At 49.8% G+C, this 22,836-nt stretch carries 19 protein-coding genes and 1 pseudogene; 14 read left to right on the top strand and 6 right to left on the bottom strand.

From position 1 onward, the window contains the following. Positions 1-357: 357 nt before the first annotated feature. From CLFS41_RS02605 to CLFS41_RS02635, 8 genes and pseudogenes are all read left to right on the top strand, one after another. Positions 358-705, top strand: a complete 348-nt coding sequence (locus CLFS41_RS02605; RefSeq protein ID WP_045091371.1) for a hypothetical protein — start codon at positions 358-360, stop codon at positions 703-705. Continuing rightward, on the top strand, positions 686-955 hold the full coding sequence (locus CLFS41_RS02610; protein WP_143111176.1) for a hypothetical protein: 270 nt from the start codon (positions 686-688) through the stop codon (positions 953-955). The genes CLFS41_RS02605 and CLFS41_RS02610 overlap by 20 nt, the downstream gene beginning before the upstream one ends. Positions 956-1,186: 231 nt before the next feature. Beyond that, on the top strand, positions 1,187-2,452 hold the full coding sequence (gene hisS, locus CLFS41_RS02615) for a histidine--tRNA ligase (RefSeq protein WP_007862205.1): 1,266 nt from the start codon (positions 1,187-1,189) through the stop codon (positions 2,450-2,452). A gap of 11 nt (positions 2,453-2,463) precedes the next feature. Beyond that, entirely contained in the window at positions 2,464-4,266 is a 1,803-nt protein-coding gene (aspS, locus tag CLFS41_RS02620; protein ID WP_007862204.1) for an aspartate--tRNA ligase, read from the top strand. A gap of 328 nt (positions 4,267-4,594) precedes the next feature. Then, positions 4,595-5,509 carry a hypothetical protein gene (locus tag CLFS41_RS02625; RefSeq protein ID WP_007862203.1) on the top strand — a complete coding sequence of 305 codons (915 nt, stop codon included), beginning with the start codon at positions 4,595-4,597 and terminating at the stop codon, positions 5,507-5,509. A 109-nt stretch (positions 5,510-5,618) separates the two neighbouring features. Next, positions 5,619-6,848: a winged helix DNA-binding domain-containing protein gene (locus CLFS41_RS02630; protein WP_045091425.1), complete on the top strand. Its 1,230-nt coding sequence runs from the start codon at positions 5,619-5,621 to the stop codon at positions 6,846-6,848. 47 nt (positions 6,849-6,895) lie between these two features. Beyond that, positions 6,896-7,039 (top strand): annotated as a pseudogene (locus CLFS41_RS30625) (GNAT family N-acetyltransferase); the annotation flags it as partial. A gap of 44 nt (positions 7,040-7,083) precedes the next feature. Beyond that, a complete protein-coding gene (locus CLFS41_RS02635) occupies positions 7,084-7,740 on the top strand; it encodes a class I SAM-dependent methyltransferase (protein WP_007862199.1) in 657 nt (218 codons plus the stop codon). 140 nt (positions 7,741-7,880) lie between these two features. Here the strand turns inward: CLFS41_RS02635 and CLFS41_RS02640 are convergent, their stop codons facing one another. Genes CLFS41_RS02640 through CLFS41_RS02660 form a run of 5 tightly spaced genes read right to left on the bottom strand, consistent with a single transcriptional unit; the run spans position 7,881 to position 12,423 of the window. Further along, a complete protein-coding gene (locus tag CLFS41_RS02640; protein WP_040416046.1) occupies positions 7,881-8,555 on the bottom strand; it encodes an MgtC/SapB family protein in 675 nt (224 codons plus the stop codon). A 29-nt stretch (positions 8,556-8,584) separates the two neighbouring features. Beyond that, positions 8,585-9,268, bottom strand: coding sequence for an MBL fold metallo-hydrolase (locus CLFS41_RS02645; RefSeq protein ID WP_007862196.1), 684 nt, complete (start codon positions 9,266-9,268; stop codon positions 8,585-8,587). A gap of 11 nt (positions 9,269-9,279) precedes the next feature. Then, positions 9,280-10,101: a carbohydrate ABC transporter permease gene (locus CLFS41_RS02650; protein WP_007862194.1), complete on the bottom strand. Its 822-nt coding sequence runs from the start codon at positions 10,099-10,101 to the stop codon at positions 9,280-9,282. Positions 10,102-10,114: 13 nt separating this feature from the next. Then, positions 10,115-11,011, bottom strand: coding sequence for a sugar ABC transporter permease (locus tag CLFS41_RS02655; RefSeq protein ID WP_152648999.1), 897 nt, complete (start codon positions 11,009-11,011; stop codon positions 10,115-10,117). A 59-nt stretch (positions 11,012-11,070) separates the two neighbouring features. After that, on the bottom strand, positions 11,071-12,423 hold the full coding sequence (locus CLFS41_RS02660; RefSeq protein ID WP_045091373.1) for an ABC transporter substrate-binding protein: 1,353 nt from the start codon (positions 12,421-12,423) through the stop codon (positions 11,071-11,073). Between the two features lie 256 nt (positions 12,424-12,679). Between CLFS41_RS02660 and CLFS41_RS02665 the strand changes: the two genes are divergently transcribed. Next, the gene (locus tag CLFS41_RS02665) at positions 12,680-14,914 is read left to right on the top strand and encodes an extracellular solute-binding protein (protein WP_007862188.1); all 2,235 of its coding nucleotides are present in this window, start codon (positions 12,680-12,682) and stop codon (positions 14,912-14,914) included. On the opposite strand, the gene CLFS41_RS02670 is transcribed toward CLFS41_RS02665, so the two are convergent. Then, complete coding sequence (locus CLFS41_RS02670; RefSeq protein ID WP_045091374.1) at positions 14,911-16,905, bottom strand: sigma 54-interacting transcriptional regulator; 1,995 nt, start codon at positions 16,903-16,905, stop codon at positions 14,911-14,913. The genes CLFS41_RS02665 and CLFS41_RS02670 overlap by 4 nt on opposite strands. Positions 16,906-17,155: 250 nt before the next feature. On the opposite strand from CLFS41_RS02670, the gene CLFS41_RS02675 reads away from it, so the two are divergent. The 5 genes from CLFS41_RS02675 (at position 17,156) to CLFS41_RS02695 (ending at position 22,832) form a co-directional block, all read left to right on the top strand. After that, complete coding sequence (locus CLFS41_RS02675; RefSeq protein ID WP_007862184.1) at positions 17,156-18,805, top strand: ABC transporter substrate-binding protein; 1,650 nt, start codon at positions 17,156-17,158, stop codon at positions 18,803-18,805. A gap of 134 nt (positions 18,806-18,939) precedes the next feature. Then, a complete protein-coding gene (locus CLFS41_RS02680) occupies positions 18,940-19,905 on the top strand; it encodes an ABC transporter permease (protein ID WP_007862183.1) in 966 nt (321 codons plus the stop codon). Between the two features lie 4 nt (positions 19,906-19,909). Further along, the gene (locus CLFS41_RS02685) at positions 19,910-20,818 is read left to right on the top strand and encodes an ABC transporter permease (RefSeq protein ID WP_007862182.1); all 909 of its coding nucleotides are present in this window, start codon (positions 19,910-19,912) and stop codon (positions 20,816-20,818) included. A gap of 14 nt (positions 20,819-20,832) precedes the next feature. After that, entirely contained in the window at positions 20,833-21,837 is a 1,005-nt protein-coding gene (locus tag CLFS41_RS02690) for an ABC transporter ATP-binding protein (protein WP_045091375.1), read from the top strand. Further along, positions 21,834-22,832: an oligopeptide/dipeptide ABC transporter ATP-binding protein gene (locus CLFS41_RS02695; protein WP_200895071.1), complete on the top strand. Its 999-nt coding sequence runs from the start codon at positions 21,834-21,836 to the stop codon at positions 22,830-22,832. The genes CLFS41_RS02690 and CLFS41_RS02695 overlap by 4 nt, the downstream gene beginning before the upstream one ends. Positions 22,833-22,836 lie beyond the last annotated feature (4 nt).

Below are 22,836 nucleotides of genomic sequence, written 5' to 3' on the forward strand. Positions count from 1 at the left end.
ACATAATACATATTATGTTTTACAAATACATAAAAACAGCGTATTATCTGTAACAATAAGCTGGTTTCCATGAATTTATTATATCACAAAACCGTGAGCAGGCAATATTTTTTTAAGGGAACCATCCAGACTCCTCTTGGGATCTCCCTGCAGAACCCTGCAGAACCGCGTAGAACCATGTAATGCTTGCCCAATGCCATGCAACACCATACAAAATACATGGTATGGGCAGCGTTATGTGGAAAGGGCCGGGGCCAAAAGGTGATAAAAAATACGACATAATATGTATTATGTAGTTACAATCTGCCTGGAATTTAATTTTTTTTGCGGTTTGTAAAAGCAGGTAAGGAGTCACGTATGATTAAATCAAACAAGGTGGAAGATGGTTACAGTAGGGAAGTGTGCAGCAGGGAAGATACAGGTTCCGCATTGCTGGAAGAACTCAGAGAGCTTTTAGGCTGCACATATTTATCGGATCTGAGAACCTGGTACTGGCAGTCGGTCCTTCGCCTGGTACTGGACCGGATACCCCGGGAAAAATACGGCCTGAAGTCATGGAATCAGGCCGCGGGCTATATTATGGGAAAAGGCATATCCTGTTCCAGCTGCCAGGAGGCAAGGGAGGCCCTGACCGAGTATTCCTTACAGCGGCTGGAGGACCGGATGGATTGGAGGGAGGATGTACGTGGCGGCAGACACAAGTAATCTGAAAGTATGCGTCCGCGTCATGGGGGAAGCCCCAGGCCGCCCCTGCGCCATGGCTTCGGTCAGGGTCAGTGAAGGGGTTACCATATGCGGCATCCGTATTTACAGCAGCAGAGGTAGGCTGAGTGTTGTCTACCCGTATCTGAGAGAAGGGAAAAAACAAATGCCCGCTGTTGTGATCAGCGGGCCGGTTAAGCTGAAACTGACGGACCTGATCCTGGAGGCGTATGAGTATGAGAGAATGAGGTAGGTCCATATGGCGCGGGAGCTTACTGACGGGGCAGTCTGCAAAACGTTTATGTTTGCGCCAAAATCATAATCATACAGCACCAATATACAGCAGGACAGCCAAAATACAGGGCCGTCCTGCTGTATTGCTGCTTTATATGGGGAAAATTCCTTAAAACACTTGCAAAATCGTAAAAGTTATTTAAAATATAGGTATTGACTAAAATCAGAATGAAAGAATGGGAGAATGCATATGGCATTGGCGAAGAAACCGGTTACCGGTATGAAGGATATCACTCCTGCGGAAATGCAGATCCGCGAATATGTGATGGATCAGATCAAAGAGACTTACAGGGGTTTTGGATTTTCACAGATAGAGACCCCCTGCGTGGAGCATATAGAAAACCTGACCAGCAAACAGGGAGGGGATAATGAAAAGCTTATTTTTAAGATCCTGAAAAGGGGAGACAAGCTGAACCTGGAGACTGCTTCTGGGGAGAACGATCTGGTGGACAGCGGGCTGCGCTATGACCTTACCCTTCCTCTGTCACGCTATTATGCCAATAATGCGGCAAACCTGCCAAGCCCTTTTAAGGCCCTGCAGATGGGCAGCGTGTGGCGTGCCGACAGACCACAGAAGGGACGTTTCCGTCAGTTTGTACAGTGCGACATTGATATCCTGGGCGATCCAACCAGCCTGGCTGAGATTGAACTGATCCTGGCTACCACTGCGGCTCTGAGTAAGATCTGCCCGGACAATGCATTTACAGTCAGGATCAATGACAGGGAGATCTTAAAGGGAATGGCTCTGTACTGCGGATTCCCGGAGGATTCCATGGACCAGGTATTCATCACACTGGACAAGATGGACAAGATCGGCCTGGAGGGAGTGGAGAAGGAACTTTTAGAGTCCGGATACCAGAAGGAATGTGTTGACAAATATCTGGACATGCTCAAGAATGTGACCAGGAATGCGGATGGTGTGCGGGCCCTTGGCCAGAAGCTGGCAGATGTAATGCCCCTTGAGGTGAGCCGTAATCTGGCACACATTATGGACACGGTGACTGAGGTGTCTGAGGCTGATTTCGGCCTGGAGTTTGATCCGACCCTGGTGCGCGGCATGTCCTATTACACGGGAACGATCTTCGAGGTTTCCATGGAAGGATTCGGAGGTTCCGTTGCAGGCGGAGGACGCTATGATAAGATGATCGGAAAGTTTACAGGCATGGAGACACCGGCCTGTGGTTTTTCCATTGGATTTGAGCGGATCGTAACCATTCTTATGGACAATGGTTTCAAGGTGCCCGGAGCAGGAGAAAAGAAAGCGTATCTGTTTGAAAAGGGAGTGGACAGTATCACCCTGGCCGGCGTGATCAAAGAGGCCATGGAGGAGCGCAAAAAGGGCGCTCATGTGCTGGTTGCCCAGATGAACAAGAACAAGAAGTTCCAGAAGGAGCAGCTTGGAAATGAAGGTTATACGGAGTTTAAGGAATTCTACAAGGAAAGCTTGAAGAAATAAAGGAGATAATTATGGCAGAATCAATGATTGGGCTTAAGCGGTCCCACAGATGTACAGAAGTAACAACCGCTAATATCGGTCGGGAAGTGACCGTAATGGGATGGGTACAGAAAAGCAGGAACAAGGGCGGAATCATTTTCGTGGACTTACGGGACCGCTCCGGCATCCTGCAGATCATATTTGAAGAGAGCGATTGCGGTCCTGAGAACTTTGCAAAGGCTGAGAAGCTGAGAAGTGAGTTTGTCATTGCAGTGACAGGCCGTGTGGAAGCGCGTTCCGGTGCTGTGAATGAGAACCTGGCCACAGGCGCCATTGAAGTCAGGGCACAGTCCATGAGGGTGCTGGCGGAGTCTGAGACACCGCCGTTTCCCATTGAGGAGAATTCCAAGACCAAGGAAGAACTTCGCCTTAAGTACCGTTTCCTTGATCTGAGAAGGCCTGATATCCAGAGAAACCTGATCACACGAAGCAGGGTTGCCACCCTTACAAGGGCATTCCTTGCAGAGGAAGGATTCCTTGAGATAGAGACTCCCACCCTGATCAAGAGTACACCTGAAGGCGCACGTGACTATCTGGTGCCAAGCCGTGTACATCCCGGTTCCTTTTATGCGCTTCCCCAGTCACCCCAGCTCTTTAAGCAGCTCCTTATGTGCTCCGGCTATGACCGGTATTTCCAGCTGGCTCGCTGCTACAGGGACGAGGATCTAAGGGCTGACCGTCAGCCCGAGTTTACACAGATCGATATGGAGCTGTCCTTTGTGGATGTGGATGATGTTCTGGAGGTGAATGAGCGTCTTCTTAAAAAGCTGTTTAAGGAAATTTGTGATTTTGATGTACAGCTTCCCATCCAGCGTATGACATGGCAGGAAGCCATGGACCGTTTTGGCTCTGATAAGCCTGACCTGCGTTTTGGAATGGAGCTTAAGAATGTATCTGATGTGGTAAAGGACTGCGAGTTTGTTGTGTTTAAGGGCGCCCTGGAGAACGGCGGCACTGTGCGCGGCATCAATGCACAGGGACAGGGACATATGCCCAGGAAAAAGATCGATGCCCTGGTTGAATACGCCAAGGGCTTTGGAGCCAAGGGCCTTGCCTATGTGGCGATCGCAGAGGACGGTACCTTTAAGTCATCCTTTGCAAAGTTCATGAAGGAAGACGAGATGAATGCCCTGATCGCTGCCATGGGCGGACAGCCGGGAGATCTGTTACTGTTTGCTGCTGACAGGAATAAGGTGGTATATGACGTACTCGGTAACCTGCGTCTGGAATTGGCCAGGCAGCTGGATCTTCTTAAGAAGGATGATTTCAAATTCCTTTGGGTAACGGAGTTTCCGCTGCTTGAATACTCGGAAGAGGAAGACCGCTATGTAGCCATGCATCATCCATTTACCATGCCCATGGATGAGGACCTGCAGTATATTGATACAGATCCGGGCCGTGTGCGGGCAAAAGCGTATGATATTGTGCTTAACGGCGTTGAGTTGGGCGGAGGTTCCGTACGTATCCACCAGGCGGATATCCAGTCCAAGATGTTTGAAGTACTGGGATTTTCACCGGAACGCGCACAGGAGCAGTTCGGCTTCCTGTTAAGCGCATTTAAGTACGGCGTACCGCCCCACGCAGGTCTGGCATACGGACTGGACCGGGTGGTCATGCTGATGGTTGGCTCGGACAGCATCCGTGACGTAATTGCTTTCCCGAAGGTAAAGGATGCCTCCTGCCTGATGACGGAAGCTCCTGCTCCTGTGGATGGAAAGCAGCTGGAAGAGTTGGGAATCGAGATTGCGGCAGAGGAAGCAGTAGTTGAATCATAAAAAAGAAAATGGGAGCGGATGGTTATCCGCTCTCATTTTAGTCTTGCCCAACCCGAGGAACCATGTTATATTAAGTAGACCAGTCTGTGGCGTGCCGTAAGAGCTTATCTCTCATTGCTGCAAATCATTTGATCATTCTAATCTAAGGTGCGCAGTGCGCATATTCTGCCCATTGAATCGGGCAAAGGATCCATTTACTATGAACATATCATACTCTTACCCGCTTGGGTAGGAACAAAGGAAAAGGCAAAGGCGCTATTGTCTGGTTTACTTAAAAACGATATAATGGGGATAGGTTCTTATATGGCTTGCCGGAACAGGAGGCTGTATGGGAAAAGAAGGCCTGCCAAGGCAGGGGGAGGACAAAAGGGTCAGCCAGCTGGAGGACCGGGTACTGAAAACCGCCGCCCAGTTTTTCGGGGAGGATCTGCTGCCCTATGTGGGTGTAAAGGGCATGATTGACCGGGTGGCGCCCACAGAACATATCCATCTGGAGATGCGCAGGCTGGAGGAAGACTTTAACTTTATCATGAAAGACGGCTCATGGAGACACCTGGAATTTGAGAGCGACAGCATCACCCAGCGGGATTTAAGACGGTTTCGGGAATACGAGGCATTTATCGGTATGGTTTACAATGTTCCGGTGGTAACTACCGTGCTGTGTACCTCCAATGTAAAGATACTCAAGGGGGAACTGGTTAACGGGAACAGTATATACCGGGTTGAGCTGGTGCGTTTGAAGGACCGTAATGCGGAAAACGTTTTTGAGAAGCTGGAGCGCAAGATGAAAAAGGGAAAACAATTGAAGCGTTATGATGTATTTCCAGTTCTCCTGTCACCTTTGATGTCAGGGGAGATGGCGATGAGCGAGCGCATCTGCCAGGGCATGGACATACTCCAGCGCGGGGAATTGGATATTAGGAAAGGCGAGATCAAACGGATGCAGTCTGTTTTGTATGCGTTGGCGGTCAAGTTCTTAAAAAGGGAAGAACTAGAAAAAGTAAAGGAGAGGATCGGAATGACGATATTGGGACAGATGCTTTGGGAAGAAGGCATGGAAACCGGGCTGGAAAAGGGAATGGCAAAAGGAATGGCAAAAGGCATTCAGGCACTGATCCTGGACAACATGGAGGAAGGTATTCCAAGAGGACGGATTATAGAAAAACTGTGCCGTAGATTTTCGCTGAGCGAAGATGTGGCCATTGCCTACTATGAAAAATATGCAGCCCATGATAATCGGTAGAGTAACATGGTGCGGAGAGAATATGGTACAAGGAAGACATTGTACAAATAACACATGATCCGGTGAGGATATGATCCGGAACAGGCATATTACAGAAAGGACATATTACATGGAAGAGCCAGGCATTGAACGGATAAGGAGCTTCAGGCTCCGCTCCCACCATCTGGATGCAGTATACCGGAAGTCTGATATAGGGGAGGCCATAGGCGCATGTGGGATGCAGAACACCCCGCCCGGCGCATGGGAGGCAGCCCTGTACAACCGTGTTCCCGATTGCACTTTGGGGGAGATGGAGCAATTGCTGTATGGGGATAAGACGCTCTTGCAGGCATGGAGCTTAAGGGGAGCGCCTGTTGTATTTCCGACCGCGGAAAGTGATGTGTTTTTGTCTGCTCTTATTCCCAGAGGAGAAGAGCCGTGGATCTATACACAGGGGATCACATTGGCCCTTGATTTTTTGGAGATGGAGATGGGTGATCTGTCAGATATGTTATTGCAGGTCATGCCGCAGCTGGATGACCAGGTTATTGTCAGCAAAAATGCGCTGGATGAGACCATTGCCCAGTGGATGGCGCCGCTGCTGCCTTCCTCAAAGCGCGGTCTGTGGAATCGGCCATCCATGTACGGCAGCCCGGATAAGCAGACTGTGGGCGGCGCTGTGGTATCCTTTCTGCTTCGCCCCTGTGCCTTCAGGGGGTTGGTGGTGTTTGGGGAACGGAGCGGCATCAGCCCTGCATTTACCTCCTATAAAAACTGGACAGGGCATACCTTAAAGGCGGATGAGGAATCTGAAAAAAAGCTGGTGAGGAAATACCTGCACTGCTATGGACCTGCAACAATTGATATGTTCGTAACCTGGCTGGGGTGTTCCCGTTCCCAGGGGCGGCGTATGTGGGAATCTGTTTCAGGGGAAATGGAGCCGGTCGGGGTGTTGGGGAAAGAGGCATTTATTTTATCTGAGGACAAAGAGCAGCTTTTTGCCGATGCGGTCTTTTCAAGGGAACTTTTATTTCTTGGCGCCCATGACCCCTTCCTGGACCAGCGCGACCGAATGATCCTGCAGCCCGACCAGTCCCTGCACAGACAGATATGGAAACTTGTCACCAATCCGGGTGCTGTCATATTCCGCGGAGAGATCATCGGCGTTTGGACATCTAAAAAGAAAGGTAAGGGGATGGAGATAAAACTATCCCTTTGGGAAGATTGTCATGAGATGCAGAAACTTCGCAATCTGGCAGAGGAATACGCTGGATTCCGCCAACAGGAATTGCGGCTGACCCGCGTTGACGGAGGGATATATGGGAATGATAGAGGTCGGGGAACGGTCCCCCTCAGCTGATACAACAGCTGGTAGAAATATGGAAAAATCTGTAGGATCAATACATTTATTTAGTCAAGGAACTGGTTGTGGATGAGCAGAACCCACTTGCAAAGGGGTTTTACGAACATGTGGGTTTTCAGGTCTATCAAAGAACGGGTCATGACAAACAGGGAAATCCGTATCCGCTTTTATACATGAAACAGGATTAATAGATAAACTAGAAAATATAATGAGGTAATTTACGGAGGCAAAGATGAATATTTCAAGAGCATGGGATTGGAAACAGGAAACGGATCCCTTTTGGCTCAAGCCAAGTGAGGAGAGTTATTATTTTGCAAACCGATGGAAGGAGATGAACTTTAAAAATTTACTGGATTTTGGCTGTGGTCTGGGGCGTCATTCCATTTTTTTTGCAAAGCAGGGCTTTCATGTATGGGCATTTGATCTGTCGGAAGACGGGGTAAACACGCTGACCGGCTGGGCTAAGAAAGAGAATCTGAGCATAAATACCCATATCTGCGATATGTTAAAACTCCCTTATCCCGACCAGTACTTTGACGGTATATTTGCGTATCATGTGATCTCCCATACGGACACAAAAGGAATGGAGGCCATCCTTTCTGAAATCCACAGGGTGCTGAAACCCAATGGGGAGATATTTTTATCACTTTGTTCAAAAGAAACTTGGAGCTATAAAGAAGCCGGGTATCCTAAAATCGATGATAATACAATTGTAAAAACAGAGGAAGGGCCGGAACAGGGTGTCCCCCATTTTTATGTCACCTTTGATGATATCATCCAGTTGTTTGGAGAGTTTGAGATCCGGCATATCCGGCATGTGGATGACTGCTACTATGCAGGTGAAAAGCATAATAGCAAACATTATTTTATATTGGCAAAGAGCCGGTAAAGAATGCATATAAAGAGAGGATCCAACAGATGAATGCCGGAAGCATAAGAATGCTCCGGCATTCACTGCTGGAGGATTGTTTGCGTGAGTATTGTTTGAGCAAAGATTGTTTGGAAATGTCCCAATTTAAAGTCCCATCCTCATCCTGAAATCCCATGAATCCTTTCGTCCTTTGAAAGCGCAAGGAGCAGTTTGTTTTTCTCATATCTTGCCGGGTAAAGCAGATCAAACTCAATCTTGGTCTCAGATTTGGATTTATTGATTTTCAATCCTATGATTTTTATCTTTTCCCTGCGGAATTTTTCCTGCATCTCTGACATCACTTCGTCAAAATGATCCGTGGTCACTTTTACATAGCCTCTGGTTGGCTCAGAGGACAGGAAGGGTATGTTGTGAAGCAGGATCTGGATAAAGACGACCAGAAAGCCTGCACAGATTCCGATAAAATAAGATCCGGCCCCAATGGCCATTCCCACACCTGCGGTTGTCCAGATCCCCGCTGCCGTGGTCAGGCCGCTTACTATATTATTTCTCACAAATATGATACCCGCACCCAGGAAACCCACGCCGGATACGATCTGGGCAGCCACACGGGAAGCGTCATAGTCAGGGATATCGTGAAACCCGTATTTGGATACGATCATGATCAGGGCGGCCCCCAGGCCTACGATGGCGTGAGTGCGCATGCCTGCGCTTTTGTCCCTGCTTTTGCGCTCGTATCCTATGATATAACCTACAAAGCATGCCAGGATAATTCTCATCAGAAGCTCGCTTTGAAATTGCATTTCAGGGGACAGACGGTTCAATAGTTCCATTCGCATCACCGGGCAGATTCCTTCCTTTCTCATATTTGTACGATATTAAAGCCCTTTTCTGTCAAAAGTTCTTCACATGCGCTGTCCAGGTGCATACAGTACACCGACATGCGCTTTTCCATGGGTACCCACTGTTCCAGCTTTCCATAAAAGCAATGGGAAGGGTCAGGGGAGTCATGGGTGGATGTATCCTGGTAAATTCTCTGTACAGAACCGGTGAGGAACCGGGTGCGGATCTCATCCGGCACATCGGAGGCATCTCCGCTGTAGTAGACACACTCCCGGTCATCGAAGAGGAGATAACCGTAACATTTCATATCGGCTGCATGTTTGACCGGTACGGGCTCTGCCTTCAGGCCCGCTCTGTTTTCCGGGAGGTGTTCCAGGTAAATGTATGCCTCCGGGTCAATTCCCACCAGGGTCAGAAGCTGGGTTATGGTGGACTCGGGGTGGATGACATGGACCTTGATGCCGTGGAGGCAGTGATAATAGGATATCAGCGTTCCCAGACTGCCCACATGGTCTGCGTGAAGATGGGTGAGGATCACGTAAACTGCGGTTATGCTGTTCAAGTCTTCCTTTCGGTAGAGCGTATCAAAGATGGTCTCCCCGCAGTCTAACAGGTACAGTTCGCTGCCGCTTCGCAGATAAGCCCCTGTATTGCCGAAAACGGGATAAAAGGCAGAGCCCTTTCCCAGAAAATTAAGTTTCATGAAAACGCCTCCTATTCTTTAATGCCTGCGCTTACAAAGCTGCTCATGAACTGTTTCTGAGCAAAAAAGAATGCCAAAAGCAATGGGATGATGATGATAAATGCAGCGGCACAGACATTAGCCCATTGCATGTTTGCTTCCTTTGACTTGGCGAAAATGGCAAGACCCACGGTCAGGGTCCGGTTCTCCGGTGAATTGGTAACGATCAAGGGCCACAGATAGTTGTTCCAATGATAGCTGACAGAGATGACCGCAAAGGAAAGGTAAGCCGGCTTTGCACAGGGCATGTATACCCTCCATATGGTCTGCCAGGTATTGGCGCCGTCAATCTTAGCCGCCTCGGCCAGGGCCTTGGGGATGGATTTAAAATGCTGCCTCAGGAGGAAGATCGCCAGTGCGCTTCCGTAGAAAGGAAGCATCATACCGATCTTTGTGTCCACCAGCCGCATCTCAGAAAGTGTCATGAAGTTGGGGGTGATCAGTACATCATTAGGGATGATGATCTGCATGAAGATCACTGCAAATAGAAGGGAGGAACCCTTAAAATCCATAACACCAAGGGCATAGGCTGCCAGGGTGGAGGTGACAAACTGGACGGCAAAGGTACATATGACCAGGGCCAGGGTGTTGATATAGTAGGTGGCAAAAGGAATGGCATTCCACACATAATAAAGGTTATCAAGGGTAAAAGGAGTGGTGGGAAACAGTGACATGTGGAAGGAGGGAACGGAAAATGCAGTCCCAACCATCCAGATCAACGGAATCAGCCATAACACCCCAAGGATAACTGCAAATGCGGTGACTGCGAAACCGGTTCGTTTTTTCTTCTGCATGGTTGATCCTCCTTTAATTATAGTGAATCTTCTTATCCTGGCTCAGGAAGCGCGGCAGTGCAACGATCATAAGCAGGACAAGCATAACGGTTGTCAGGGCAGATGATACCCCGTAGTTAAAGTTGGTAAAGCCCTGCTGGTATATGTAGTAGAGAAGCAGGGTGGAGGCGTTGTTGGGCGCCCCTTCGGTCATGATGACCACATGGTCCACCAGCTTAAAGCTGTTGGTCAGGGCAATGGTGGAAACAAATAAAAAGGTGGGTGCCAGGAGCGGCAGTGTGATCTTCCTGAAAATGGTCCAGGTACCTGCGCCGTCAATTCTGGCGGCTTCATTGACTTCCTCGGAAATGCTCTGGATGCCGGAGAGGAAGAAGACCATCAGGTATCCGGCTTCCTTCCACACATACATAAAAGCCATGGCGGGCAAAACCATTTTTTTGCTGGAGAGCACGTTCATGGGCTTGATGCCAAGGGATGAAAGCATCTGGTCAAACAGGCCGTTCTTTGCCATGTAGATAAACATCCAGATGCTGGCAATGGCGATCATGGGCATGATGACCGGATAAAAGTAGGCTGTGCGCACAAACCCGGTGGCTCTGCTCTTGCGGTTGACAATGGCAGCCAGGAAAAGGCCGACTACCATACTGGGTATGATGGTGATCAGGGCAAAGTAAAGGGTATTGCCCATTACCTTCCAAAAAAGGGAGGAGCCTGCCAGGCTGATGTAATTCTCCAGGCCGATAAAATCCGGGGCCTTCATGCCCAGCTTATATTTTGTCATGCTTAGATAGATACTGCGGAAAACAGGCCACACAGTAAAAATAAGCATAAAGATCAATGACGGTGTGACCAAAAGCCATGCGATCAGGTTCTTTTTAAGGTCACGTTGTTTTTTTGTATATGTTTTCATATTCATTGCCCTCTGTTAGCTTAGAAGGAACCTTGTATCAAGGTTCCTTCATGGTGGATTTACTGGTATTCTGACAGGACCTCAGTGGCCTGATCCTGGGCTGCCGACAGGGCTTCCTCAGGTGTGGCGTCTCCAACAACGGCTGACTGTATGTTGTCGTTTAAGATACGCCAGATTTCAGCTGCATTGTATGTGGTAAGCTCCGGCTTGGACATAGGGATCTGCTCATATGCCACCTTTGCCTGGGGTACTTCCTCATAATAATTCTTCATCAGGTCTGTGTCAAAGCAGGATTTCCTGGTTGCTACGTATCCTGTATCCAATGACCATTGTGCGGCCCTTTCCGGCTCGGTTGCAAATTTGATAAATTTCCATGCGGCCTGTACCCTGTCTTCGGAAATACCGCTGGAGATATAGAAATTGCCGCCGCCCGTAGGAGCGGCCACCCTCTTATGCCCTGGCAGGAATGCGGTGCCGAACTCAAAGCTGGCATTTTCGTTGATGTTGGCCATGTTGCCTGTGGTGTGATAGATCATGGCAACCTCACCCGCAAGGAACTGGGTGGGAAGATCGGTCCACTGTACAATACCGGGAGCCATGATCTTGTACTTGTTCTGCAGATCCAGCCAGAACTGAAGCGCTTCCACATTCTCCGGGGTATTGAACAGAACCTGTTTGCCGTCCTCTGTCATCAGATTCTCGCCGTTTGCACTGTTCTGAAGGCAAAATCCTGTAAATGCCCACTGGGCGGATCCGGAGTTCAGGGCAAGCCCCACGCCAAATCGGTTGTCATTCGTTAGTTTCTGGCCATATTCCACAACTTCCTCCCATGTGGCAGGCGCCTTCTCGGGATCAAGACCCACTTCCTTAAATGCATCCTTGTTGTAGAAAAGTACCATGGTGCTTCTCTGGAAGGGGATGGAATAGATCTGACCGTCCACATAGGAATCTTCCATAAAACCATCCAGGAAATCACCGATATATGCCTTTCCCTCATCCCCGTCAGCTGCGATCAGCTCATCTAAAGGCATTGCCATCCCGGTGGAAGCCATGGTAAAACGCTGGGTTGCCAGACTGACAAATACATCCGGAGGGGTGCCTCCCTGTACGGCTGTCTGGATCTTGGTAACGGTGTCGTCATAATTTCCTGTATAAACCGGTTCTACTACGATGTCGGGATTTTCTGCGTTAAAATCTGTACAGATCTGTTCGATCAGCTTTGCTGCGGATCCGCCTACATTGACAGGATAATAAAATGTCAGATGAAGGGCGTCTTTGGACGCTGTGGTTGGGGTGGTGCTTTCGCTGGCAGCCTGAGTCTGCTGTGCGGTCTTGTTGTTTTGGCATCCGCTTAAGGAAATAGCTGATACGATAAGTCCTGCAGCTGCTGCAAGTGCTACTCTTTTTTTCATTTGTTTCCTCCTTTTAAGTGCCTGATTATCAGATAGGCTAATTATAGCAAAAGGATTGAAACGTGTCAATTATGATATGCAAACTTATACACAAAAATTACAATATTTTACCTAAAATTTTCTTATAATTTACGATATATAGGAAAAAATGCTCAAAAATGAAATTGAATATAATTCAAATACAGTGGAGCGAGGGGAATTCAGATTGTTGTTTTCTAATAGATATGATATAATTTCTACAAGATAGGAGGTCACTATGGTAACGATCAAGGACATCGCCAGGGCAGCGGGAGTGGCGCAGGGAACAGTTTCCAATGTGCTCAACGGCAAGGGAAATGTAAGCAGCGAAAAAATCAAGCGTGTCATGGATACAGCGCATGAGCTGGGCTATGTTCCCAATGGGCGGGCAGCCCTGCTGCGCAAAGGTCTTAGTAATTCCCTGGCGGTCATTATGCCGGATTCCAGGGCAAGGCAGTATGAGGATTTTTATTTCAGCTTTAAAAGCTATGCCCAAAGCTGCGGATACACAGTGACCCGCCATATGGCCAATGAGAATACGCCGGCCAGCGAGGAGGAGGCTCTGTCAGAGGTGCGGCCTCTTCTGGTTAAGGGAATTGCCTGTATCTCGTCCGTGGCCGGAACACCCTATGAGGAAAATATCTATAAAGAGGGAAGTATTTATAAGGAAGAGGGAGATCTGCCCGGGATGCTGTTCGTGGAACGAAGACCGGGGTTTCAGTCGGATTTTATAGGATTTGATTATGAGGAAGCCGGGGCGGGGATGGCCCGGGAGGCGATCCGGCGCCGATACACCAATGTCTGCCTTCTCACCGGCAATCTCTGCTATTCCAATGAAGCTGATTTTTACCGGGGGTTCATGGAAACCATGGACGGCTGCAGCTGCCAGGTGACCCATATACAGACGGACAGTTTCCGGAGATATCAAAACATCATGCAGATATTTAACGGGCCCATGCCTCAGGCTTTTTTCATATCCAACTACGGATTTGCGGAGAGTGTGAAAGATATCTGCCTTACGTTTTACGGCACGGACAAGCCCTTGGAGATATATACGGTTTCGCCGGTGTTCACCATGCCGGAAAATGATTTTACAAAATATGAGATGAACTACCGCCAGCTGGGGAAGGTGGCGGCAGAGATCCTGATCCGTCAGGCGGATGAGGAGGAAGCAGGCGGGAAAAGAGAAGAATGGAGCCGGGTGATGTTGGAGAGCAGCGGTTTCAGGGACTGGTATTCCAATATTATTGTGCCAAGGGATAAAAAGCCCCTTAATGTGATCACCCTGGACAGCCCGGAAGCCTATATCATGCGGAATTTTTCCAGACTGTATACCAAGAAGACCGGAACCCGTGTGAATATCTGTATCTATTCCTACGATGAGATCTATGAGGCGTTCAACACCCTGAACCAGTCTTCTAATTTCGATGTGCTGCGTCTGGATGTGACCTGGCTTTCCTGGTTTGCGGAAAAACTTCTGATGCCGCTGACTGATATAGATCCTGCTATCGACAGGAGTTTTGGGGAATTCCTGGACGGGACCCTGAAGCATTACGCCAGAGTTCACGGCCGTATCTACACCCTGCCCTCCACCCCCAGTGTACAGATCCTGTATTACAGGAAAGATCTATTTGAGAGCCCCATCTATAAACGGATGTACTTTGAGCAGTTTCGGACCGAGCTGGCGCCCCCCAGGACATTTCAGGAATTTAACCGTATTGCGGCCTTTTTTACCAGGTCTGTGAACCAGGCATCCCCTGTGGATTATGGCGCAACCATCACCATGGGGTCCACGGGAGTGGCAGGGTCGGAGTATCTGGCAAGGCTGTTCAGCCACCAGGAGAACCTGTATGACGGCAGCCGTGAGATACATCTGGACTCGGATGTGTCCATCCGGGCCCTGAAGGAGCTGATCGAGGTGAAAGCCTACACTGCCCGGGATTACTGCAGCTGGTGGACCAACACGGCCCGGAGCTTTGCCACGGGCAACTATGCAATGTCCATTCTCTACAGCAATTATGCAAGCGACCTGCTGGGACACGCGTCCAATATTGTTGGAAAGATCGGCTATACCATGGTTCCGGGGGCGAATCCGGTCATTGGCGGAGGCAGCCTGGGGGTATCGAAATATTCGGAACATCCCGAGGACGCACTATCCTTCATTAAGTGGATGTGCAGCGAGCCCATATCATCGGCCGCATCCCTTTTGGGCAGCACATCCCCCTGCAAAAAGACATATGAAAATTATGAGGTGCTCCACAACTTCCCGTGGATGAACCTTTCAAAGGAATGCTTCACCCTTACCAGAGGCGGCCGGATCCCCGAGCAGTCGGGAATGGCCTTTGATGAAAGGAAATTCCTGAGTATCCTGGGCATGGCTGTGAAAAATGCCTACAGCAGCATATCTTCCCCTGAGGTATCGCTTAGAAACGCCCAGGAGCAGTTTGAACGGTACTTTAAGAGCCGGTTCTAGCGGCTCATCAAAATCCCCAGCTCCGTAGCCTCGCACCCGCCCCTGGTACGGTGTACCTTGATGCATCCGTCCTCAGCCAGGCGCTTGAGCACGGTGCGGATCTTTCCCTCCGACAGAGTGATGCCCATTTGAAGCAGCTGTTCCTGGATGGAGGCGCGGCCGATGCGGGGACTCATTATGATCAGTGAAAGGATATGCTTTTCCGTCACATCCAGGGAGGTCTGGCGGCTGAGGATCTGGTTCAGGATGTAGCCGGGCAGGTCGCTTAGGGGAATCCGTTCACGCTGGTATATGCAGGAAAAGTAGTTGCACAGGTTGTTCATTTCCTGGGCATTGCCGGGCCAGTCGTATTGCTTTAAAAATGTAATAAGATGTTCTGTGAGGACCCCTTCCATAAAGACCGTGGGGTCCTTAAATGCGTCTTTGAGCAGGCTGTTTAAAAGCAGGGGAATATCATCCCTGCGCTGCCGGATGGGGACTGTGTTCAGGGAAAATGTGTTCAGCAGGAAAAACAGGTCATCCAGAAAACGGCCCTCCAGCACCAGGCCGTACAGGTCCTTGGTGGTGGTCGCGATGATCCTCACATCCAGGGTCATGGGTTCTGAACTGCCTATGGGCATATAATATCCGTTCTGAAGCACGTTAAGAAGGAGCTGCTGTGTCTGGGGCGCGGTGTGATGGATGCCGTTTATTAAAAGGGTGCCTCCTGAGGCGGCCCTGAATGCGCCCAGACGGCGGTGGGTTCCCAGGGAGGCATTTTCCTCAGTGCCCAAAAGCTCCGCCTCAATGCCGGATGGATTCAGGGAGGAAAAGTTTAAGGAAACAAAGGGGCCATCGTGGCGCCTGGAATTGCGGTGGATGGCCTGGGCCAGCATTGCCTTTTCCGTGCCGCTTTCCCCCTGGATGATCACCGGAAAGTCGTTCAGGGATATCCTGCGGGCCGTGTCCAGCAGATGGGTCTGGGTGGGATTCCTTGTGATCATATTGTTAAAGTCATATAGGTTCCTGGTGCGGAAAGGAAAGGTGGACCCGGAAGGCCGGATACCTGCTGCCTGGTCTTCGCACTCAGTGGCATGGAGCAGGTAGATCTCCGATTTGGGGTTCAGGCTGAATCTCTGGAACCACAGGCGCACCTGGCCGTGTCCCGGCTGCCCGATGATGGTTTCCCTTGTTTTGGGAAAATCGTATTCAATGCCATAGGAAGCTAAAAGGGCATGGAAATCCCTTCCCACCAGGTTTTTTTCCTTAAAGCCTGTGAGCTTGCGAAATGGATGGTTGGCCATCTTGATCATACCGTTTTCATCCAGCAGGCAGAAGCCTTCGGATACATTATCCAGAACCACCTGTGTGATCTGCTTCATGTCCAGTGCATGGCTCAGCTGCTGGTTGGACAGCTTAAGGACCTGTACGATATGGCTTATGTAATTCCTGGTCACCTCGTCCGCCAGGCTGATGGGAAGGTGGAACCATGCAATGATCTCGTTGATAGTGGAAATGTCCACCACCCGGTTGCCCATATCGATCACCGTTGAAAGAGTGGATGGGACCAGGTGGAGTTCTCCGGGGGTGACGCCGTAGTGGATATCCGGGTCCGGATCCGTGCAACCCGGAAACCAGGGCAGGAAATGATATTGGGAAAAACCGTATTCCTGGAGCTGGAGGATGACTTCATTGGCGTTTTCCTCCGTGTCATTGACCAGGTATACGGAGGAGCCCGGCGGTATCTGAAGGATCTTATGGAGGTAGGTGTGGTTAAAGGTGCGCATGCAGACCATCTGGTATACCTGTTCAGGCAGGGGGTATAAAAGATTATCCTTTACGTTCTCCGTGGTGAGAAGGATGCAGTCGGCACTTTCCATGAGCTCAGGGGTGGCGTCCGCGCCTCTGGCTGCCTGTATGGTGAGGTATTGGTTAAAGATTGAGGACAGATAGGATGCAATTCCGATTTTTGCAACCGGGTTGTTTGTTAAGACCAATAATTTCTTTTTCATTGTAAAAACCTCCCGTAATTAGGTTTATTATATCCTGAAAAAACATTTAAAACAACCTAAAGCATTTAGAAAACAAAAAATGGATCACATTAGGGGTGTTTTTGTCCCGGTTTATTTGACATTGATAAATTAAATCAATAAAATTTAAGAAAAGCAATGGCGCTTTTTTCGTACCGGGTGCGCCCTTGCTTTTTCTTTATCATTGTGTAAAGAAAGGGCAGTTATCAAGAACAGAAGGAGGAGTATAAGAATGAAAAAAAGAACATTATCTTTATTTGTTGCAGTATCCATTGCAGCGGGATGTCTTGCCGGCTGCGGCGGAGGTTCCCAGACCACTGCTACCACGGCAGGAGGAACGTCTGAAACCCAGGCCACACAGGGAGGGCAGTCAGGGGAAGCTGCTTCAGACAGTGCTTCGGGAAAGGACAGCCTGGTGATCGCCATGGCTTCAGATATCCTTTCCATGGACCCGTTTAAATATGATGAAGGTCCTACAAACCAGGTAATGGCCCATATTTATGAGGCCATGGTATTGCAGGGTTCAGATATGCAGTTTGAGCCAGGTCTGGCAGAGAGCTGGGAAACTTCCGAGGATGGTCTGGTATGGACCTTCCATCTGAGAGAGGGCGTTAAGTTCCATGACGGTGAGGTAATGGATTCAGGTGATGTTCTGGCCTCCATCAATGTGGCCAAGGATCCGGATTCACCTTCTGCTTTCAGCAGCTACACCAGCACCTTTGAGAAGATAGAGGCCCCGGATGCCAACACGATTAAGATCACGACCAAGACACCGAATCCTTTGATGCTCTTTAACGTGGCTCAGATCTATGTGTTAAAGCAGGAGAATGTGGAGGGCAAGACAGAGGAGGAGATCTCCGATGTGGTGATTGGTACCGGCCGCTATAAGTTTGTGGAGCAGGTAAAGGAAGACCATCTGGACATGACTGCCAATGAGGATTACTGGGGTGAAGTGCCGTCCATTAAGAATGTACGCTTCCGCCCCATCACAAACGAGGCAACCAGGACAGCTACCATGCTCACAGGGGAAGTGGACTTCACCATTGATATCTCCCCGCGTGACATTGACAGGCTGGAGAACACCGAGGGCATCAGTATATTAAAACAGCAGGGCACCAGGGAAATCTATCTGAACCTGGACAGCCGGGAGGATTCCCCACTGTTCCCGGGACAGAAGAACCCCATGGCGGATCCTAAGGTAAGACAGGCAATGTACCTTGCCATTGACGAAGCCACCATTATCAAGAACATCATGAACGGCTGCGCATTTGAGATGAATTCCATTATCCCGGAAGGATATGTTGGATATGCTCCTGTGGAACGTGAGGGTTATGATCCTGAGAAGGCAAAACAGCTCCTTGCAGAGGCAGGTTATCCGGATGGATTTGAGGTGACCCTTGACGCTCCCAATGACCGCTATATGAATGATGGGCAGATCGCACAGGCAGTTGCTGGCTTTCTTGAGAAAGTGGGGATCAAGGTAAACCTGAACCTGATGCCAAAGGCCAACTTCTTCACCTATATCAAACCGGCTGAGAACAAGTCCATGCTGCTGATGACAGGCTGGTCCGATGCTTCCGGCGATGGCCTTTCCCTGCTTCACGACATGCTCCAGACCTTTAACAGGGAGAACGGTGACGGAACTGTAAACAGAGGCCACTACTCCAACGCAGAGGTGGATGCCCTGATCAAAGAGGCATACACGGAGATGGATGACACCAAGAGAGGGGAACTGGTTGCCAAGGCAGAGAAGATCGCCAGGGATGACTATGCATACATCCCGCTGCATTTTGAGCAGGATACATACGCGATCAAGGATACTCTTGACTATACTCCAAGAATGAACAAATACGTTCTGGCTTGGGAATTCTCATACAAATAAGGCGTAATACGCCTGATATAGGGCGGAATTATGCCTGCCAAAGGGACTGCTGCAAAACAGGGAGAGGAATACCTTTGCGGCAGTTCCCTTTTTTACAATCCGGCAAGGTATAGCTAAGAACGAGGTGAAACAGAGTGTTAAAATATATAGTAAAACGATTTGTACAGATGATAGTGGTTCTGTTTGTGGTTTCCATACTGGTATTCATGCTGACCAATTTTATCGGCGACCCCGTGGATATGCTGGTGCCTGAAAATGCAACTATGGAACAGGTTGAGTCGGCCCGTGCCAGGCTGGGGCTTGACAAGCCTCTTCCTGTGCAGTACGCCATTTTCCTAAAAGATGTGCTTCATGGAAACTTCGGTAAGTCCTATACCTACGGCAAACCTGCCATGGGTCTTATCCTGGAGCGTATGCCCGCAACCATGGAGCTGGTTGCCATAGCAGCCCTTTTAGTGCTTGTGATCGCGATTCCTCTGGGCGTTTACGCGGGAGCGTATCCAAAGAGGGCCAGCAGCAAGATCATCATGTCCGGTTCCATACTGGGCATTTCCCTTCCATCCTTCTGGGTGGGTATGATGATGATCTACATATTTGCGGTCACCCTGGGCAAGCTGCCTGCTTCGGGCAGGGGCGGTACGGTGGATGTGCTGGGGGTGAACTTAAGTATTTTTGCCCCGGGCGGGATCAGGTTCATTATCCTCCCGGCCATTACCCTGGCCATCACCAATGTGGCCACCACCCTGCGCCTTACCAGATCCGGCATTCTGGAGAACATGCGCCAGGACTACATTAAATTTGCAAGGGCCAAGGGCGTGTCGTCCAGAACACTGCTTTTTGGGCATGCCTTAAAGAATGCCCTGATCCCGGTGGTTACCATATTTGGTATGGATCTGGGGAATATGATTGCTTTTACAACCATCACGGAAACCATTTTCGCATGGCCCGGCATGGGAAAGCTGCTCATTGACGCCATCAACAAATCAGACAGGCCTATTATCGTGGCCTATCTCATGGCCGCAGCCTGTATGTTTGTGGTATTAAACTTTGTAGTGGATCTGTTGTATACATTGATCGATCCCAGAATTGAATTGAGGTGATGACATGGAAAACGAAGTACGCGCAGAAAAGACAGGCTGGTGGAAAAGCTTTTTAAGTTCAGAGTTTTTCTTCCATTATAAACACAATATTCCTGCCATCATCGGCAGTATTCTGGTTCTGATCGCCATCCTCACAGCCGTGGTGGGACGGTTCCTGGCGCCTCAGAATCCATATGACCTGACACAGATCAATTTGTCCGATTCCTACCTGCCGCCTTTTTGGCTGGACGGGGGAAAGATGTCCTTCCTGCTGGGAACAGATGAACAGGGAAGGGATATCCTCAGCGCCATCATTTACGGAAGTGCAAGCTCTATTATGATCGGTCTGGTGGGCATGGCTGCTTCCTGCTGTATCGGTACTACCCTGGGACTGATCGCAGGTTATTTTGGTGGAAAAGTGGATGCCGTGATCATGAGGATCGCGGATATCCAGCTGTCCTTCCCCTCCATGTTAATCGCCCTCTTTATCATGTCCGTGTTCGGCAGGGGCGTGGGCAAGCTTTTGATTGCCCTCACCATGGTGGGATGGGTGACTTATGCCAGAACGGTCCGGGGTGAGACATTGTCCGTAAAAAAGATGGAGTACGTGGAAGCGGCCAGGACCATCGGCCTTCCGGGCCGCATCATCATCATAAAACACGTGCTGCCCAATGTGGTCAATTCCATTATCGTCCTTGCCACCATTCAGATTGGTAACTTTATCCTGACAGAGGCGACCTTAAGCTTTCTTGGCGTAGGCGTGCCCATTACCCAGCCATCCCTGGGACTGCTGGTTAAGACAGGATTTGACGTGCTCTTCTCAGGGCTGTGGTGGGCTTCCGTATTTCCGGGCCTTTACATCATGCTCATCGTGTTCGGCATCAATCTGCTGGGGGATTTCCTAAGAGATGAGTTGAACCCCAATCTGAAATAAGCGAGGTGGCTGTAATGGAAAATAAAATATTACTGGATATAAAAGGCCTGAAAACCTACTTCCATACATTTAAGGGAGTGGTCAAGGCCGTGGATGATGTGAGTTTTACCCTGAGGGAGGGGGAAATCCTGGGAATCGTAGGTGAATCCGGAAGCGGTAAATCCGTCACCAGTTTTTCCATCCTGAAGCTGGTGGAGGAACCGGGCGTGGTCAAGGCGGACCATATCATGTTCGGTGACAAAGATCTAAGCCATGCCAGTGAGCGTGACATGACAAAGATCAGGGGCAAGGATATTTCCATGGTGTTCCAGGATCCCATGACGTCCTTAAACCCCCTGTATACCATTCAGAGGCAGATGGAGGAGGTTCTGATCCTTCATGAACCCCAGATGAATGCGGCCCAGCGCAGGGCCAGGTGCCTGGAACTGTTGTCCTCAGTGGGCATACCCAATCCTGAGGAGCGGTTAAAGGAATATCCCAACCAGTTCTCAGGCGGTATGAGGCAGAGGGTTATCATTGCCATTGCCCTGGCCACCAATCCCAAGCTGCTGATCGCGGATGAGCCCACCACGGCCCTGGATGTTACCATTCAGGAACAGATCTTGAAGCTGATGAGAAAGCTTGTAAAGGAGCACAATACTGCTTTGATCCTGATCACCCATGATCTGGCAGTGGTGTCCCAGATGGTGGACAGGATCAATGTCATGTACTGCGGCAAGCTGGTGGAGACAGGAAACACACAGGATATTATTTCTTATAACGCCCACCCCTACACCGAGGGACTGTTAAATTCCATTCCCAAGCTGTGGGAGGACAGGGACCGTCTGGATTATATCCCGGGCATGGTGCCCAATATGTTTGAACTGCCGGAAGGGTGCTATTTTGCTCCCAGGTGCAAATACTGCCAGGAAATCTGCCTGAATAAACAACCGGAGATGAAGCGGGTCGGCCCAGACCATATGGCTGCCTGTCATTTTCCACTGGTAAAAGATAAAACAGGGAAAGAGGAGGGGAAATGATGGCGCCATTGATTGAAGTAAAAGATTTAAGCCAGGAGTTTCATCTGACAAAAGGCCTTCTTCAGTCCCTCAGGGTTGAAAAGGGAAAGATCATAAAAGAGGACAAGGTGGTCCACGCGGTAAACAAGGTAAACTTCCAGATTGAAAAGGGCGAGGTGTTCAGCCTGGTGGGGGAGAGCGGATGCGGCAAATCCACCACTGCCAGGACCATCATCCGCCTTCTGGAACCCTCAGGGGGCCAAGTGCTGTACAAGGGTGAGGATATCAGCCATCTGAGCCCCAGGGAGCTTCTCCCATACAGAAAAAGCATGCAGATGATCTTCCAGGATCCCTATGCCTCGCTGAACCCAAGGCAGAGGGTAGAGGATATTATTATGGAACCCATGTTGTTCCACGGGGTTGCAAAAGACAAGAGTGATGCCAGGGAGCAGTGCATGAACATCCTGAACCGGGTGGGGCTCCGCCCTGAACAGGCCGGCAGATACCCCCATCAGTTTTCCGGCGGCCAGAGACAGCGCATTGGAATTGCCAGGGCGCTGGCTGTTAAGCCGGAGTTTATTATTGCGGATGAACCGGTATCTGCCCTGGATGTATCCATCCAGGCCCAGATCCTTAACCTTCTCATGGACCTGAAGGATGAGTTCCATTTCTCATGTCTGTTCATTGCCCATGACCTTTCCGTGGTGCGCCACATCAGCGTCCGTCTGGGCGTTATGTACCTGGGCGCCCTGGTGGAAGTGGGGAATAAGCAGACCTTGTTCCAGAACCCGCTGCATCCCTATACAAAGGTGTTGTTCTCAGCGGTTCCCACCGTTGGGGAGAAACCATTGGTGGAGCATATTGACGCCACCGGAGAGATTCCCAGCCCTGTAAACCTGCCCAAAGGGTGCTTTTTCTGCGAACGCTGCCCCTATGCCACAGAGCGGTGCCGCAGGGAACACCCGGAACTCAGGGAAATCGAACCCGGGCATCAGGCCGCCTGCCATATACTGTGACGGG

The organism is Clostridium sp. FS41 (genome assembly GCF_000954015.1).
Classification (GTDB): domain Bacteria; phylum Bacillota; class Clostridia; order Lachnospirales; family Lachnospiraceae; genus Enterocloster; species Enterocloster citroniae.